17 protein-coding genes are annotated in these 13,701 nt (G+C 61.4%); 11 read left to right on the top strand and 6 right to left on the bottom strand.

The genetic code is table 11. The features are described 5' to 3' along the window. Positions 1 to 22: 22 nt before the first annotated feature. Genes JO965_RS00480 through hemP form a run of 4 tightly spaced genes read right to left on the bottom strand, consistent with a single transcriptional unit; the run spans position 23 to position 2,966 of the window. Positions 23 to 841, bottom strand: coding sequence for a heme ABC transporter ATP-binding protein (locus JO965_RS00480; protein ID WP_203441786.1), 819 nt, complete (start codon positions 839 to 841; stop codon positions 23 to 25). Further along, positions 838 to 1,917: an iron ABC transporter permease gene (locus tag JO965_RS00475; RefSeq protein ID WP_203441785.1), complete on the bottom strand. Its 1,080-nt coding sequence runs from the start codon at positions 1,915 to 1,917 to the stop codon at positions 838 to 840. The genes JO965_RS00480 and JO965_RS00475 overlap by 4 nt, the downstream gene beginning before the upstream one ends. Next, on the bottom strand, positions 1,914 to 2,783 hold the full coding sequence (locus JO965_RS00470) for a hemin ABC transporter substrate-binding protein (protein ID WP_203441784.1): 870 nt from the start codon (positions 2,781 to 2,783) through the stop codon (positions 1,914 to 1,916). Before JO965_RS00470 ends, JO965_RS00475 begins: the two co-directional genes overlap by 4 nt. 12 nt (positions 2,784 to 2,795) lie before the next feature. Next, positions 2,796 to 2,966: a hemin uptake protein HemP gene (hemP, locus tag JO965_RS00465; protein WP_203441783.1), complete on the bottom strand. Its 171-nt coding sequence runs from the start codon at positions 2,964 to 2,966 to the stop codon at positions 2,796 to 2,798. Positions 2,967 to 3,356: 390 nt separating this feature from the next. Here hemP and JO965_RS00460 point away from each other — a divergent pair, with 390 nt between their 5' ends. The 4 genes from JO965_RS00460 (at position 3,357) to JO965_RS00445 (ending at position 6,106) form a co-directional block, all read left to right on the top strand. Beyond that, positions 3,357 to 3,695 carry an antibiotic biosynthesis monooxygenase gene (locus JO965_RS00460; RefSeq protein ID WP_203441782.1) on the top strand — a complete coding sequence of 113 codons (339 nt, stop codon included), beginning with the start codon at positions 3,357 to 3,359 and terminating at the stop codon, positions 3,693 to 3,695. A gap of 5 nt (positions 3,696 to 3,700) precedes the next feature. Next, positions 3,701 to 4,198, top strand: coding sequence for a heme utilization cystosolic carrier protein HutX (hutX, locus tag JO965_RS00455; RefSeq protein WP_203441781.1), 498 nt, complete (start codon positions 3,701 to 3,703; stop codon positions 4,196 to 4,198). Positions 4,199 to 4,314: 116 nt separating this feature from the next. Then, positions 4,315 to 5,070: a HugZ family protein gene (locus JO965_RS00450; RefSeq protein ID WP_203441780.1), complete on the top strand. Its 756-nt coding sequence runs from the start codon at positions 4,315 to 4,317 to the stop codon at positions 5,068 to 5,070. 106 nt (positions 5,071 to 5,176) lie between these two features. Continuing rightward, positions 5,177 to 6,106 (top strand): YihY/virulence factor BrkB family protein, encoded by a 930-nt coding sequence (locus JO965_RS00445; RefSeq protein ID WP_246776694.1) that lies wholly within the window; start codon positions 5,177 to 5,179, stop codon positions 6,104 to 6,106. Here the strand turns inward: JO965_RS00445 and JO965_RS00440 are convergent. After that, entirely contained in the window at positions 6,103 to 6,267 is a 165-nt protein-coding gene (locus tag JO965_RS00440) for a hypothetical protein (protein ID WP_203441779.1), read from the bottom strand. The two genes, JO965_RS00445 and JO965_RS00440, sit on opposite strands and share 4 nt — an antisense overlap. A 232-nt stretch (positions 6,268 to 6,499) precedes the next feature. Between JO965_RS00440 and JO965_RS00435 the strand changes: the two genes are divergently transcribed. The 3 genes from JO965_RS00435 (at position 6,500) to JO965_RS00425 (ending at position 9,963) form a co-directional block, all read left to right on the top strand. Further along, positions 6,500 to 6,982 (top strand): Hsp20 family protein, encoded by a 483-nt coding sequence (locus JO965_RS00435; protein ID WP_203441778.1) that lies wholly within the window; start codon positions 6,500 to 6,502, stop codon positions 6,980 to 6,982. 78 nt (positions 6,983 to 7,060) lie between these two features. Continuing rightward, on the top strand, positions 7,061 to 7,576 hold the full coding sequence (locus tag JO965_RS00430; RefSeq protein WP_203441777.1) for an Hsp20/alpha crystallin family protein: 516 nt from the start codon (positions 7,061 to 7,063) through the stop codon (positions 7,574 to 7,576). A 293-nt stretch (positions 7,577 to 7,869) separates the two neighbouring features. Next, positions 7,870 to 9,963: a PQQ-dependent sugar dehydrogenase gene (locus tag JO965_RS00425; RefSeq protein WP_203441776.1), complete on the top strand. Its 2,094-nt coding sequence runs from the start codon at positions 7,870 to 7,872 to the stop codon at positions 9,961 to 9,963. 142 nt (positions 9,964 to 10,105) lie between these two features. On the opposite strand, the gene JO965_RS00420 is transcribed toward JO965_RS00425, so the two are convergent. Next, complete coding sequence (locus JO965_RS00420; protein WP_203441775.1) at positions 10,106 to 10,657, bottom strand: sigma-70 family RNA polymerase sigma factor; 552 nt, start codon at positions 10,655 to 10,657, stop codon at positions 10,106 to 10,108. 288 nt (positions 10,658 to 10,945) lie between these two features. On the opposite strand from JO965_RS00420, the gene JO965_RS00415 reads away from it, so the two are divergent. The 4 genes from JO965_RS00415 to JO965_RS00400 all read left to right on the top strand — a co-directional run bounded on the left by JO965_RS00415 (position 10,946) and on the right by JO965_RS00400 (position 13,694). Then, entirely contained in the window at positions 10,946 to 11,386 is a 441-nt protein-coding gene (locus tag JO965_RS00415; RefSeq protein WP_246776693.1) for a hypothetical protein, read from the top strand. A 207-nt stretch (positions 11,387 to 11,593) separates the two neighbouring features. Continuing rightward, positions 11,594 to 12,208, top strand: coding sequence for a ribonuclease D (locus tag JO965_RS00410; protein ID WP_203441774.1), 615 nt, complete (start codon positions 11,594 to 11,596; stop codon positions 12,206 to 12,208). A 50-nt stretch (positions 12,209 to 12,258) separates the two neighbouring features. Then, positions 12,259 to 13,053 (top strand): LPS export ABC transporter periplasmic protein LptC, encoded by a 795-nt coding sequence (gene lptC, locus JO965_RS00405; protein WP_203441773.1) that lies wholly within the window; start codon positions 12,259 to 12,261, stop codon positions 13,051 to 13,053. Then, positions 13,050 to 13,694 (top strand): LptA/OstA family protein, encoded by a 645-nt coding sequence (locus JO965_RS00400; protein WP_246776692.1) that lies wholly within the window; start codon positions 13,050 to 13,052, stop codon positions 13,692 to 13,694. Before lptC ends, JO965_RS00400 begins: the two co-directional genes overlap by 4 nt. Positions 13,695 to 13,701: the final 7 nt, after the last annotated feature.

Genomic DNA, 13,701 nt, shown 5'->3' with positions numbered 1-13,701 from the left:
TGGTGAGTTTTCGGTCAGAAGCTCAGCCTGACCAGGCCGCATCAGAACGCAGGCCAGCCGGGGCCAGAGTCCACGGGCTCGGTGGCAGGACCGACGGGATCAGGTTCACACCGAAGATCTCCGTCAGCATGGGGGGCGTCAGCACCGTCTCGGGTCGTCCTCGCGTCACGAGCCGCCCTCCATGCATCAGGACCAGGTCGTCCCCCATGCCGGCGGCGAGTTGGAGGTCGTGCAGCACGACCATGACAGCGAGGCCGCCCTGCGCGAGGCTCTTTGCCGTTTGCAGCAGAGCGAGCTGGTGCTTCAGGTCGAGGCTCGCGATGGGCTCGTCGAGAAATAGCATCTGCCGCGACTCGACGGTTCTGCCTGCCTGCAGCTGCGCCAGCACGCGGGCGAAGTGAACCCGCTGCCGCTCCCCGCCCGAGAGCGTCTGATAGTTGCGATGCGCAAGATGCATCACATCGGCCTGCGCCAGCGCATCGAGGACGAAGCGCTGCCGGTCGCTGCGTGACAGCCCGCGTCCGATGCCCTCGACGCCGAGGCTCGCGACCTCGAAGACCGTGAAGGGAAAGCTGAGATCGGAAGCTTGCGGCATCACCGCCCGACTATGCGCAAGACGCCAGGCTGGAAGGGAACGCAGGAGTTGCCCATCGAGGCGAACCTCGCCTTCCGTCGGCGAGAGTTCGCCGCACAGGATGCGCAAGAGCGTCGATTTGCCGGCCCCGTTCGGGCCGATGACGATGGTGAAGGAGCCACTTGCGATGGATAGATCGACGACTTCGACCAGCATGCGTCCGCCGCTGCGATAGGAAACGCCTTTCGCTTCCAGAAGCACGCTCATGGGGCGATGCCTCCCTGACGCCGGAGCAGGAGCCAGAGGAAGAACGGCGCGCCGATGGCGGCGGTGAGAATGCCGATGGGGAGTTCTGCCGGCGCGACGATGATGCGCGCCACCGTATCGGCGGCAACGAGCAACGCGGCGCCCAGAAGGGAGGAGGCGGGAAGCAGCATCTTGTGATTGGCGCCGGCCATGAGGCGCAACACATGCGGCACGACGATCCCCACGAATCCGATCATGCCGGCAGCAGCTACAGAAGCACCGATAGCCAGCGCGACAAACAGGATTGCAGCGGCCTTCACCCGCTGCACTGGGATGCCGAGATGAAAGGCTTCCGCCTCGCCGAGCGACAAGGCGTTCAGCCCTCGCGCCAAAAAGGGCATTGCCAGAAGGGTGGGCAGGACGAACGGCGTCACGGCGATCACCTTCGTCCAGGTCGAGCCGCTCAAGGAACCGAGCGTCCAGAACGTCAGATCGCGCAACTGGCGGTCGTCGCTGAGATACGAGAACAGGCCCATGCCCGCGCCCGCGAGCGCAGCAAACGCGACGCCTGCCAGCAGCATGGTGGCAATCGAGGTGCGCCCGCTGCGGGTGGCGACGAGATATAAACCGAGCATGGTGATCAATCCGCCGGCAAAGGCACCGATGGGCAGAGCACTGAAGGGCAGGGAGCCGACGAGCGGCGCAAGCAGCTTGTCGCCGAGCACGATCGTCGCGGCGGCGGCGAGCGCCGCGCCGGCCGAGACGCCGATGAGACCGGGATCGGCCAGCGGATTGCGGAACAATCCCTGCATCATCGCGCCAGACGAGGCGAGCGCCGCACCGATCAGAAGACCGAGCAGCAGGCGCGGCAGGCGCACCTGGAGGATGATGAGCGCATCGCCTCCCGGCGCGACATGACCGGTAAGTGCATCGCCAAGGACGGAGAGAACGCGGGATAGGGGAATACCCGTTGCGCCGAGACTTAGACCAAGGAGGCTCACCAGGAAAAGCAGCACCCCGAGCGTTACGAACAGAAGCGTCCGACGATCATGCAAGGCTGAACGCCGATGGTCCTGCTCCAGGGCCAACGCCGTCATGGCTTGGCTGCGACGACCTGATCGGGATGAAGCGCCGCCATCAGGTCGCGCGCCGCGGCCGGCGTGCGCGGGCCGAAGCCGAGAAGATAGAGTGAATCCATGACGATCAGGCGCCGCTGCGCGGCCGCCGGCGTTGCGGCGAAAGCTGGCGAGGCGAAGGGATCGGACGCCGCGCCGCCGGGACCGTGGTTCATCATCACGACGGCTTCGGGTGCCGCCGCGATCAGGCCCTCGTCGGACAGGGGCTTCCAGCCGGTGAGTGACGAGGCGACATTGGTGGCGCCGGCAAGCGCGAACATGGCATCGGCAGTCGTTCCCTGTCCGCCGACGAGCGGTCGTCCGTTCTGAAGCGACAGGACGAAGAGCGCCTTGGCCGGCCGCGTCACCCGCGCCCTGGCTTCGGACAATTGCACAAAACCCTTCTTTATTTCGGCGATGAGCTCGGCGCCCTTCTCGGCGGCATTCACCGCCTTGGCGATGACTTCGACCCGCTTCGTGATTCCAGCAGGGCTCGGCTCGTCCGTGATGCGGACGATGGGAACGCCGGCCTGCTCGATCAGGCGCAGGGCATCGGGCGGGCCGGCGCCCTCGGAGGCGATGACGAGTGTCGGATTGAGGGACAGGATGCCCTCGGCCCCGAGCTGGCGGACATAGCCGATATTCTTCTTCGTCTTGAGCGCCTCTTCGGGAAAGAGGCTTGTGGAATCCACCCCGACGATCTCATCGGCCTGGCCGAGGCGGTAGAGGATCTCGGTAGCCGCCCCGCCGACGCTGACGATGCGTTGTGCGGGTTCGGCGCGGAGCATTGAAGCATAGAGCAGAACGGGCGGTGCCAGAAGCAGCGTGCGGCGTGACAGGATGGGCATGAAAGCGGCTTTCTATTTGGTGAGGATCAGCTTGCCATTGGCCGTGATGCGCAGGCGGTAGCGTTCGCCCCTGTGAACCAGAACCACTTCGCGCCCGCTCCCGACCAGGCTCGCAATATCGACCTCTTTCACGAGTGTCGGCCGGTCGGTTTTGGCATTCGAGAGCGAAGGCGGGGTATGCACGGCTGTCTCCAGTTTATACTTGTTCTAAATTAGCAAATATTCGCCACTGTTCAGTATTCGCAGTTTAGAATTATGTAAAACTGCGACCGTCAGAGTTTATATTGACGCAGTTACTTGATTTGGATATCGGATGCAAACTCTTCTCTTCAGGGAGAGGGTTAAGATAGCCAGCCAGCGCGAACCTGATTTCTGCGCAAGCCATCCATTCGCTCAAGAATAACAATGTCAAAGACCGGGATCGTCGGGATGTTTACCTTCCTGTCTGAGGGGCCTCGCGCATCCGTGTCACCCTTCGCCGTTCAGATTGACGCGCCTCCGGCTCCGGTCCGTGCAGACCGTGACAGGCGCCGGCCTCTGATCTCATCCCATCCGATACGGAGATAGGTTTCGATGTTCATCGCCATGAACCGCTTCAAGGTCCTCAAGGACGTCACGCAAGACTTCGAGCAGCGCTGGCTGACTCGCGAGAGCTATCTGCATGAACTCGACGGCTTCATCGAATTCCATATGCTGCGCGGGCCGGAGCGCGAGGACCATGTGCTCTATTCCTCGTACACCCTTTGGGTCTCGAAGGCGCATTTCGAGGCCTGGACGCGCTCCGAGCAATTCCGCATCTCCCACATCCGCGCCAGCAGCGACTCGGACAAGCCGATGACCCTCGCGCATCCGGAATTCGAAGGCTTCGAGGTCATCCAGTCGATCGGCCGCATGCCCACGGCAGCGGAGTGAGCGCGATGGCGTCAGCAGAAGAGCTGATCCGGCAGGATCTTGCGGCAAAGCCTGATGGAATTCTCGAGACGATCGCGGAAGAGCGCGCCGTTCCCATGCAGGCCGTGCTGGATTGCTTGGGGCCGGAGAACACGCAACGTGCCGATGGCGCACGCTTCGAAGAGATCTGGCAGGATCTGACCGGCTGGGGCGAGATCACCTTCGTGATCCACACCCGCGACGGCGTCTTCGAGTGCAAGGGCAGCGTTCCGCCCGGATCCCTCGGCCGCGGCTATTTCAACATTCACGGCGACAGCCCCATCGGCGGGCATCTGAGGATGGACCGCTGCCGGTTCGTCTATTTCATCGACCGGCCATTCTTCGGCAAGCGCTCCTGCTCGGTCCAGTTCGTCAACCAGGATGGCGACGTCATGTTCAAGGTCTTCGTCGGCCGCAACGAGGATCGGAGCCTGAAAGAGGACCAGCTTGCTCGATTCGAGACGCTTCGCGAACGGCATCGCTAGCGCATCAATGGATGCTCCAGCGAAGGAACCGGGCGCCGGACCCAAAAGCGTTGTTCACTTTTGGTTCCGATGCTCTAGGGTGTATAACCCTGATAGAGAAAGCCGGAGGATGCGAGATGGCAAAAGACCCGACTTTGCCCGTCGATGACGAAGCTCGCGCTCTTGCAAAGAAGCTGATGCGCACCGCCCGCTCCGGTGCGCTCGCCACCAACGACGCTGAAAGCGGCATGCCGTTTGCCAGCCTCGCTCAGGTCGGAACGGATCTCGACGGTTCTCCCATCATCCTCACCTCGCAGCTTTCGGTACACACGAAGCTGATCGAAGCCGATCCGCGCTGCTCCCTGCTTTTGTCCTCCATCGGCAAGGGCGATCCGCTGGCGCATCCGCGCCTGACGCTGCAGGCAACGGCAGAGCGGCTGGAGCGGGAAACGGATGAAACGAAGAGCATCCGGCGCCGCTATCTGCTGCAGCATCCCAAGGCCGAGCTCTATGTCGACTTCCCCGATTTCAGCTTCTGGCGCCTCAAGATTGCATCCGGCAGCCTCAATGGCGGCTTCGGCCGAGCCTATCGCATGACGGCGGAGGACCTGCTCACCGACATGTCCGAATTCTTCGATTTCTATGAATTCGAAGCCGGAGCTGTCGAGCACATGAACGCCGAACACAGCGATGCGGTATCGCTCTATGCCACCCAGCTCTGCGGCGCCCGCGAGGGGGCATGGCACCTGATCGGCATCGATCCCGAAGGCATCCAGATGGCACTGGGCGACGAAATCCTCCGCCTAGCCTTCCCAAAGGCCCTGACGGGACCGCACGAGGTGCGCCCCATGCTCATCCGCTTGGCGAATGAGGCTCGGAGCCGGATCTCGTAGACGTCCAAGGACGGGTGGGACAACCATGGGTCTTGCCATGCGGCGTCCTTGACCGCATCAAGGGACCGGATCGCGCAACTTCGTTCGCACGGTCCGCCGATCCACGATGTCCAAGCCGACGATGCGACTAGCCCCCTTTTCTCCCCGCGCCCGATCGATCCTTGCCGCCCTCGCCGATTCCGGCAGGAGCTTTGCGCGCAACGACGGGTTGGCCATGGCAAGCCATGTGGCGCTCTCGCTGGTCATCGCCCTGTTCCCATTCCTGATCTGCGTCGCCGCCCTGGCGGCGTTTCTCGGAGCGGGACGCATCTCGACGCATATCGTCCACCTGCTCTTCGATTTCTGGCCCGAAGGAGTGGCCGGCCCTCTGGCGCGGGAGGCCGATAAGGTTCTGATTCCGCGAAGGAACGTGCTGACAATCAGTATCGTCCTGACACTGCTCGTCGCCACCAACGGCGTCGAGAGCCTCCGGGTCGCCCTGTGTCGGGCCTATGGCGTCGAGCGCTTCCGGCCCTGGTGGCAGGCGAGGCTCATCGGTATCGGCTTCATCCTGATCGGGGCAGGAGCGCTCGTCGCCTCCTCTGTCCTGGTCGTTCTATGGCCGTCGATCTGGCGCTGGGCCGTGTCCTACATGCCGGATCTCAAGGGCCTCGGCCCGACCTATGACGTGGTCCGCTACGGCCTAGCCTCCATCGTTCTGGTGATGGGGCTCTCCGCCACCCATCTGTGGCTGCCCGATACCCGCCCGCGTTCCTGGGACGTGGTGCCCGGCATCGTCGCGACCCTGGTCCTGTGGCTCGCAGGAGCAAGCCTCTATGGCGAGTTCCTGGCGAACATGACCCACCTGAAATCGACCTATGCAGGCTTGGCGGGGATCCTGACGGCCCTGATCTTCCTGCAGCTTTCCGCCGCGATCTTCATCTTCGGGGCGGAGCTCAACGCCGCTCTGCGTCGGCGGAAACAAGCCAATGAGGCGCCGGAGGAATCCTTTTCAGCGTCACCGGATGATGAGCCAGTCTCTGTGCCGCAGCTCTAGGAGCTCACGCCTTCGTCCCGGTTCCTTTCGCAATCCCGTTTAGGGGTCTGCTGCGGAGCCTGTTGCTGCTGGGCCATGATGGGATCGTTATTGGGAGCTTCCGTTGCATGAGACGGAGCGGCGAAAGCTGTCAGGACGGCAAGGGAGAGAATGCGGAGCATGATCTGTCTTTCCTTGGTCGAAGCGCCCGGATGCTAGCGCTCGTCGGATGCGATGGCCAGACAATTTCACAGGCGTGCCGACCCATGATGATTGGCTTTCTGTCTCCTCTTGAAATCCGGAAAATCCGTTCCTAAAATCAATATTGCTGAGGCCTTTCAAAGGCTTGGCATTTCGGGCGCCGGCGGGTGTCCGGCGCTCTCACGTCCATGTTGCTCATTGGAGGATATGGTAATGAGATCAGCTTTCGACTTCTCTCCCTTGTATCGCTCGACGGTTGGTTTCGACCGGCTGTTCGATATGCTCGACCAGTCCGCCCAGGTCGAGTCCATGACCAACTGGCCGCCCTACAACATCGAGAAGGTCGGCGAAGACCAGTATGTCATCACGATGGCCATAGCGGGCTTCTCTCCCGATGAGATCGAGCTCACCCAGAAAGAGAGCCAGCTTCTCGTGACCGGCCAGAAGAAGGGCTCGGACGAGGGCAAGCAATATCTGCACCACGGCATCGCCACCCGCACCTTCAAGCAGACCTTCAATCTCGCCGACCACGTGAAGGTCACGGGCGCGAATCTTGAGAACGGCCTGCTGACGGTTGAACTCAAGCGCGAAGTGCCCGAAGCGCTCAAACCGCGCCGGATTGAGATCAGGTCCGGTGCCGACGCGAAAGGTTCGGGCCGGCATCCGCAGCAGATCGAGCACGGCAAGGCTGCTTAAAGTTCAGCATGACATTCAAAGAGCGCCGGCCTTAAGCCGGCGCCGCAACCCTCAGCTTAAGTGAAGGAGGAAGGCACCATGAACATGCGTGATCTTATTCCCTGGGCTCGCAACCAGCAGATGGCTCCGAGCCGCTATCGCGACGAGAGCGATCCCTTCATGACCCTGCATCGCGAAATGAACCGCCTCTTCGACGATGTTTTCCGCGGCTTCGACATGGCCTCGCCTGGCAGCACCAACCGCATGGCGGGCTGGCCGCATGTGGAGGTCGTCGAGACCGATAAGGACGTGCGTGTCTGCGCAGAACTACCCGGTCTTGAGGACAAGGATGTCGAAGTCCTGATGGGTGACGGCGTCCTGACCATTCGCGGCGAGAGGAAATCCGAGATCGAGGACAAGGAGCGCGCCTTCAGCGAGCGCTATTATGGCCGCTTCGAGCGCCGCATCCCGCTCGCCTGGGAGGTCGAGGAAGACAGGATCGACGCCAGCTTCAAAAACGGCGTTCTCACCGTGACCATGCCCAAATCGACCGAGAACCGCCCGGAGGTGAAGCGCATCGCCATCAACCGCGCGGGCGAGGAAACCAAACACTGATCGTGATCAGGGGCGCCCGGATTGTCGGGCGCCTCGACCGAGCACCCACCTCATTGGTTCCTAAGCCCTGTCTGAACCGGCGGCATGTCCCCTCAGGCGAGAATTCCTTAGAGGGATCAGGCAATCTCCGGGTTACCAAGTGATGGGCCTCAAGGAAATCGAGCGTCCTGGAATCGATGCTATCGAGATGTTCTGTCGAAATCGAGTAATGGTTAGTTATAACGTATAATTTATGTCAATGATTTCCTTTGTTATGACCATGGCGTGGGGGCGTTCACGAAGAGGAAACGCCCATGGTCAGCAAAACAACCATCAATGGTGACAACACGTCGAATGTGCTTCGCGGCACCGATGCCGCCGATGTGATCTACGGCTTCACGGCTCATTCGCAGGCGACTTCGATCCAAGCGACAAAGCTTGCCTCGTACACCCTGGAATCGCTCGAACTTCCGAGGCCTCTGGTCATCGCGAGCACACCGAATGATCCGGATCACTTGTTCATCGCCGATCATACAGGCATCGTGAAAGTCCTGGATCTCAATTCAAACCAGACCCTCACCTCGCCGTTTCTGGACTTGACAGCCGAAGTGGCAACCGCGGGTGAACAGGGCTTGCTCGGTTTTGTCTTCGATCCGAACCATGCCGAAAACGGCTATGTCTATCTCTACATGAGCACCCGGTCGAAGGATGTGGAGATCCGGCGCTATACGGTAGCGGCCGACAATCCGCTCAAGATCGATCCCGATAGCAAGCACGTTGTGAAGAAGATCGATTTTCCTGACAGCGGTAGCGGTATACGCCACCGCGGTGGCTGGATCGGCTTCGGCCCCGATGGCTATTTGTATGTCAGTATCGGCGATGCCGAGAACGGAGCCAATGCGCAGAGACTCGATAACCCGTTCGGCAAAGTCCTGCGGCTCGACGTGAGTGGCGACGGCTTTCCGGGCGATCCCGGCAGAAATTACATTGCTCCCTCAGACAACCCGACCGCCATCGCGGGCATCGCAGGCGATGCGTCCGGTACCGGGATCTACGCGGCAGGACTGCGCAATCCCTGGAAAGGCAGCTTCGACCGCGCCACCGGTGACTTGTATGTCTCCGACGTAGGTCAGGCCACAGCCGAAGAAATCAACTGGATCAAGGCAGGCGCCAATTATGGTTGGAGTCAAACCGAGGGCACGTTCGATCCGGCAGCCTATCCTTTTTATACAAACCCTATCCACGCCTATGGCCGCAGCATCGGAACGGTGATCGTGGGGGGATACGTCTATCGCGGACAGGAGGACGCCTTCCACGGGCAATATTTCTTCAGCGATCTCTACAACAGCAAGGTCTGGACGATGAACGTGGCCGGACCGGATCGGTCGGTGACCGATGTCACGGCGGATGTCAGAAACGATCTCGAGAATTACAGGAATCCAGGCGTCTATGGCGAGGATGCCTTGGGCAATCTCTATCTGGCGATGTTCGGCGGTGACATCATCCGCCTGTCTCCCCAGACCACCTCTCTCGATCAGGCCGATACGCTCGATGGTGCCGGCGGAAACGATGTCATCTATGCCGGCGCCGGCAACGACAATGTTCTGGGAGGATCCGGAAACGACGAACTGAACGGCATGGCGGGCAACGATTCCCTCGACGGTGGAATCGGACAGGATCGCATGATCGGCGGACGCGGCGACGATATCTACGTCATCGACAATGCCAAGGATGTTGTCCTCGAGAGAACCGGGGAAGGGCAGGATACCATTCGGACCAAGGTCAGCTTCGCCTTGGCGGATACGATGTCCGTCGAGATTTTGTGGACGACGAACACCTCCGGCACGGCTGCGATCGACCTGACCGGCAACAAGCTGGATAACAAGATCTCCGGCAACGCGAGCGGCAATGTTCTGACAGGCCTCGGTGGCAAGGATCTCATTCGGGGCCTCGCCGGCGGCGATACGATCGCGGGCGGCTCGAACGACGACGATCTGCATGGCGATGGTGGTGATGATCACATCGAGGGCAATGCAGGCGACGACAAGCTGGAAGGCGGCTCAGGCATCGACCGGCTGACGGGAGGCTCCGGTGCCGATACCTTCGCATGGCTATCCACCGGGGGGACCGGCTCCTCCGCATCGAGTGCTGACATCATGCTCGATTTCGATCGCACCGAAGGCGACCGGTTGAACCTGGTGAAGATCGACGCGAGGGAGGATCGGGATGGCGCGCAGGCCTTCACCTTTGTCGGAACGGCCGAATTTACCCGTTCCGGTCAGGTGCGCTTTGGTGTCGATGGCGAACAGACACTCATCTTTCTCAACACGGATGCAGACGGCGAGGCTGAAGCTGTGATCTGCCTTGCCGGACGGCATGATGTGAAGGCCGATTGGTTTCTGCTCTAACGCATCGTGCGGACCCGACGGATCACGCCAGCGAAAAGTGGACCAGGTTTACGCTGACTCGGCCCTCTGGGTCCGCGTCCAACGATGCGCTCCTCAAAGAACGAAGCACCGTGAGTGCCGGCGTCATTTGGTGAGCCGGCACTCACGGTGCGGCGTGCATGAAAAGAGCGGCCCTCACGAGGTTGTCGGGGCCGAGATCGTTCTCGGCATCGAGGTTCAGTATTTCCGACAGGCGATTGCGGGCACGGTTGATCCGGCTCTTGATGGTTCCGATATTGGTGCCGCAGATCCGTGCCGCGTCCTCGTAGGATAAGCCTTCAGCGCCGACGAGCAGAAGGGCCTCGCGCTGATCGACGGGAAGCTTGCTCAAGGCCTTAAGCATATCGGTGAAATCGAGCCGCGCGCCCTGCTCGGGCATCACCGCCACCTTCTCGGCCCACGATCCTTCCGGATCCTCGACCTCGCGCTTGCTCCGCCGGGCCTGGGTGAGAAAATCATTGCGCAGGATCGTGAAGAGCCAGGCTTGCATGCTGGTGCCGGGCTGAAACTTGTCGAGATTGCTCAAGCCCTTGAGCAGGGTGCTCTGCACGAGATCGTCCGCCCTGTCGACGCTGCCAGAGAGGGAGATGGCGAAGGCCCGCAGATGAGGAATGGCGTTGAGCATCTGCTGCTTCAGGGAGTTTTCGACTGACACTCTTCCAACTCCTCCGATTCGGACCCGTAAGAAGACCCTCCCGAGCAGCTTGCCGCATTAACCTATGCGAAGTCTGACATTGTTCCCTTGAGAGAGGCTTACCCTAGGCCGGAAATCGCCAGAGGGACAAGGGAAAGAGATCCTAGAGCTTGCTCACGAAGACGTGTCCGCGAATACTAAGTGAGGGAGCAATTGGCCTTGTCCCATAACCCAGGTGTCAAAGACAAAAGCGGAACATCGCGGCTTGGCATGCCGTTGTCATCAAAGTTCCAGTTATTGGAGGACGCCATGGGCGTTTCGTTCAAGACTTTGATGGGTGCGGGTTTTATTCTTGTCGGTGCCGTGGCCTTTCAAACCGCTCCGGCCGAAGCCCAGCGGGGCTGGGGTCGGTACGAGGGCGATTACTACGCTCCGCATGGACTGAGACAACGCTATTATGCTCCCCGCTATTATGGCGGTGCTCGTTACGGCTATTATGGGCGCCGCGGTTATTACGGCGGTCGTTACGGCTATGGCTATCCCTACGGCTATTACCGGCGTCCCAACTACGGCGGTGCGGTTGCGGCCGGTGTGATTGGCGGCCTCGCTCTCGGAGCCATCGCAAGTGCTGCGGCCAATCCCTATTATGGTCCGGCCTATTACGCTCCGCCGAGATGCGCCTTCGAGCGTCGCCGCGTCGTCAATCCCTATGGCCGTGTGGTCGTGCGCCGGATCCGGACCTGCTATTGAGGTCCTCCCAAAGGTCGACACTGGGAAAGCTCCGCCTAATGCGGGGCTTTTCTCGTCCATTGAAGCCGGTGCCGAGACAGGTTAGAGGCTTGTCTGGAGCATTTTTCGGCGAAGTGGATCCGGTTCGCCGGCAAAAATGCGGCAAGGTATAGAAAAGAGCTGATTCCACCCACGTGGAAGCAACTCTAGCGCATTTTTGGATTTGCCATGACAGTACGCTTCCACCGCGGCGACCTCCCCGCCAGTTACAAGCCCGGTTCCGCGATCGCCATCGATACCGAGACGCTCGGTCTCAATCCGCATCGGGACCGGCTCTGTGTGGTGCAGATCTCGACAGGGGACGGCACGGCGGATGTGGTGCAGATCCTCAAGGACGGCCCTTTGCCGGAAAACCTGATCCGCGTGCTCTCCGACGAGAGCGTGCTCAAGATCTTCCATTATGCCCGCTTCGATCTTGCGGTTATCTTCCATACCTTCGGAATCATGCCGCGCCCGATCTATTGCACCAAGGTCGCCTCGCGGCTCGTGCGCACCTATACCGACCGCCACGGGCTGAAGGATCTGGCGCGCGAGCAGCTCGGGGTGGAACTGTCGAAGCAACAGCAATCCTCCGATTGGGGTGCGGAGACCCTGACCACGGCCCAGCTCGATTACGCCGCTTCCGACGTGCTGCATCTCCATGCCCTGAAGGACAAGCTCGACCGTCTGCTGGAGCGCGAGAACAGGCTCGGCATTGCCCATCAATGCTTCAGCTTCCTGCCGACCAGGGCCCAGCTTGACCTTCTCGGCTGGCCGGACACGGATATTTTCGCCCATTCTTGACGCGCGCTTAAACTTTCCCGCATAAAACCCATATCCGTCATAACATCGCCATGTCCCTCCGGCATGGCGCCGTGCCGATGATGAGGCGGAAGGGGTTGGACAAGGTGGCGGGAATTCAGGGCACCACGATGCGTGATGGCCCGGCCTCGAGGTCGGCTGTACGGTCGCGCGCCTTCAATAAGGCTCGTCGCCATTCCCGCTGGGTCCGGTTTGCCAAGATTGCGATTCCCCTCGGCTCCCTGATGGGCATGGCCGGCGTCGGCGTTGTGGCTTATTACAACCCGTTCCAGCAGATCGAGAACCTGAGCTTTGACTCCATCGGAGTGAGCGGCACCAACGTCACCATGGAAAGCCCGAAACTGAACGGCTTCAAGAATGACAACCGCCCTTACGAGGTGACGGCCAGCGCGGCCACACAGGATGTGCGCAAGCCCGACCTCGTGCAGCTCAAGGATCTCAGGGCGCGCATCGTGACCGATGAGCGCGGCAGCGTCGCGAAGCTTCAGGCCGATTCCGGCACCCTCGACACCAAGAAGGAGACGATGAGGCTGCGCGACAATATCGTGGTCACCACGGACTCTGGCCATGAGGTCAAGCTCCGTAGGGCCTTCGTGCGGTTCAAGGCTGGTTCGGTGGTCTCCGAGGATCCCGTCAGCGTGTCCTTCGGCAACGGCACCATCGAGGCGGAGGGGCTCGATGTCTCGGACAATGGCAAGGTCATGAGCTTCAAGGGCCGTGTCCGCACCGTCATCCAGCCCTCGTCGGGCTCTGCCTCACCCACCTCGGAAGCAATCGGCACGGGCTCAACAGCGCCTGCACCCCAACAGACAAGTATCCGTCCATGATGAGTTTCACACGCGCCGCCCTGGCCATCGCGCTTCTCACCCCGGTTCCGATGCAGGCCGCCTGGGCCCAGGCCAGCAAGGAGCGCGCCGTTGGCTTCGGCAATTTCGGCTCCAGCAAGGAGCCGATCAAGATCGACGCCAACAAGCTCGACGTCTTCGACAAGGAAGGCCGCGCGGTCTTCTCCGGCGACGTGGTCGCGGTTCAGGGCGAGAGCACTATGAAGTGCACGGTCATGACCGTGTTCTACGAGCAGCGAGACCAGAATGGCGGCCAGGCCGCGCCGGCCGCGCAGACGGCCGATGACAGCGCCATCAAGAAGATCGACTGCAAGGGCCCGGTCACCATCGTGTCGCGCACCCAGGTGGCGACGGGCGAGAACGCGACCTTCGACCGCGGCTCCAACAAGATCCTGCTTTCCGGCAACGCGACCCTGAGCGACGGGCCGAACGTCACCAAGGGCGAGCGGGTGCTCTACGACATCAATACCGGCGTGGCGAATATCGAGACTGCGCCCGGCGGCCGCGTGAGGGCGCTGTTCGTGCCCGGCCAAGGCGGGCCTGCCCCGACCGGAGCCGGTGGCGGAGCGCCTGCCGCAGGCGCGGCCAAGCCGAAGCCTCAGCAAAGGCCGGCCACGAACTAGAGCGGGA

The sequence above is a fragment of the Microvirga sp. VF16 genome (assembly GCF_016864375.1).
Classification (GTDB): Bacteria; Pseudomonadota; Alphaproteobacteria; order Rhizobiales; family Beijerinckiaceae; genus Microvirga.
Note: the sequence above shows the minus strand (reverse complement) of the source record. Positions and strands in the feature narration are given on the sequence as shown.

What these genes read in the sequence shown, in the direction of transcription:
- JO965_RS00480 (WP_203441786.1), bottom strand. Translation starts at nt 841, where the DNA reads ATGAGCGTGCTTCTGGAAGCGAAAGGCGTTTCCTATCGCAGCGGCGGA.
- JO965_RS00475 (WP_203441785.1), bottom strand. Translation starts at nt 1,917, where the DNA reads ATGACGGCGTTGGCCCTGGAGCAGGACCATCGGCGTTCAGCCTTGCAT.
- JO965_RS00470 (WP_203441784.1), bottom strand. Translation starts at nt 2,783, where the DNA reads ATGCCCATCCTGTCACGCCGCACGCTGCTTCTGGCACCGCCCGTTCTG.
- JO965_RS00460 (WP_203441782.1), top strand. Translation starts at nt 3,357, where the DNA reads ATGTTCATCGCCATGAACCGCTTCAAGGTCCTCAAGGACGTCACGCAA.
- hutX (WP_203441781.1), top strand. Translation starts at nt 3,701, where the DNA reads ATGGCGTCAGCAGAAGAGCTGATCCGGCAGGATCTTGCGGCAAAGCCT.
- JO965_RS00450 (WP_203441780.1), top strand. Translation starts at nt 4,315, where the DNA reads ATGGCAAAAGACCCGACTTTGCCCGTCGATGACGAAGCTCGCGCTCTT.
- JO965_RS00445 (WP_246776694.1), top strand. Translation starts at nt 5,177, where the DNA reads ATGTCCAAGCCGACGATGCGACTAGCCCCCTTTTCTCCCCGCGCCCGA.
- JO965_RS00440 (WP_203441779.1), bottom strand. Translation starts at nt 6,267, where the DNA reads ATGCTCCGCATTCTCTCCCTTGCCGTCCTGACAGCTTTCGCCGCTCCG.
- JO965_RS00435 (WP_203441778.1), top strand. Translation starts at nt 6,500, where the DNA reads ATGAGATCAGCTTTCGACTTCTCTCCCTTGTATCGCTCGACGGTTGGT.
- JO965_RS00430 (WP_203441777.1), top strand. Translation starts at nt 7,061, where the DNA reads ATGAACATGCGTGATCTTATTCCCTGGGCTCGCAACCAGCAGATGGCT.
- JO965_RS00425 (WP_203441776.1), top strand. Translation starts at nt 7,870, where the DNA reads ATGGTCAGCAAAACAACCATCAATGGTGACAACACGTCGAATGTGCTT.
- JO965_RS00415 (WP_246776693.1), top strand. Translation starts at nt 10,946, where the DNA reads ATGGGCGTTTCGTTCAAGACTTTGATGGGTGCGGGTTTTATTCTTGTC.
- JO965_RS00410 (WP_203441774.1), top strand. Translation starts at nt 11,594, where the DNA reads ATGACAGTACGCTTCCACCGCGGCGACCTCCCCGCCAGTTACAAGCCC.
- lptC (WP_203441773.1), top strand. Translation starts at nt 12,259, where the DNA reads ATGTCCCTCCGGCATGGCGCCGTGCCGATGATGAGGCGGAAGGGGTTG.
- JO965_RS00400 (WP_246776692.1), top strand. Translation starts at nt 13,050, where the DNA reads ATGATGAGTTTCACACGCGCCGCCCTGGCCATCGCGCTTCTCACCCCG.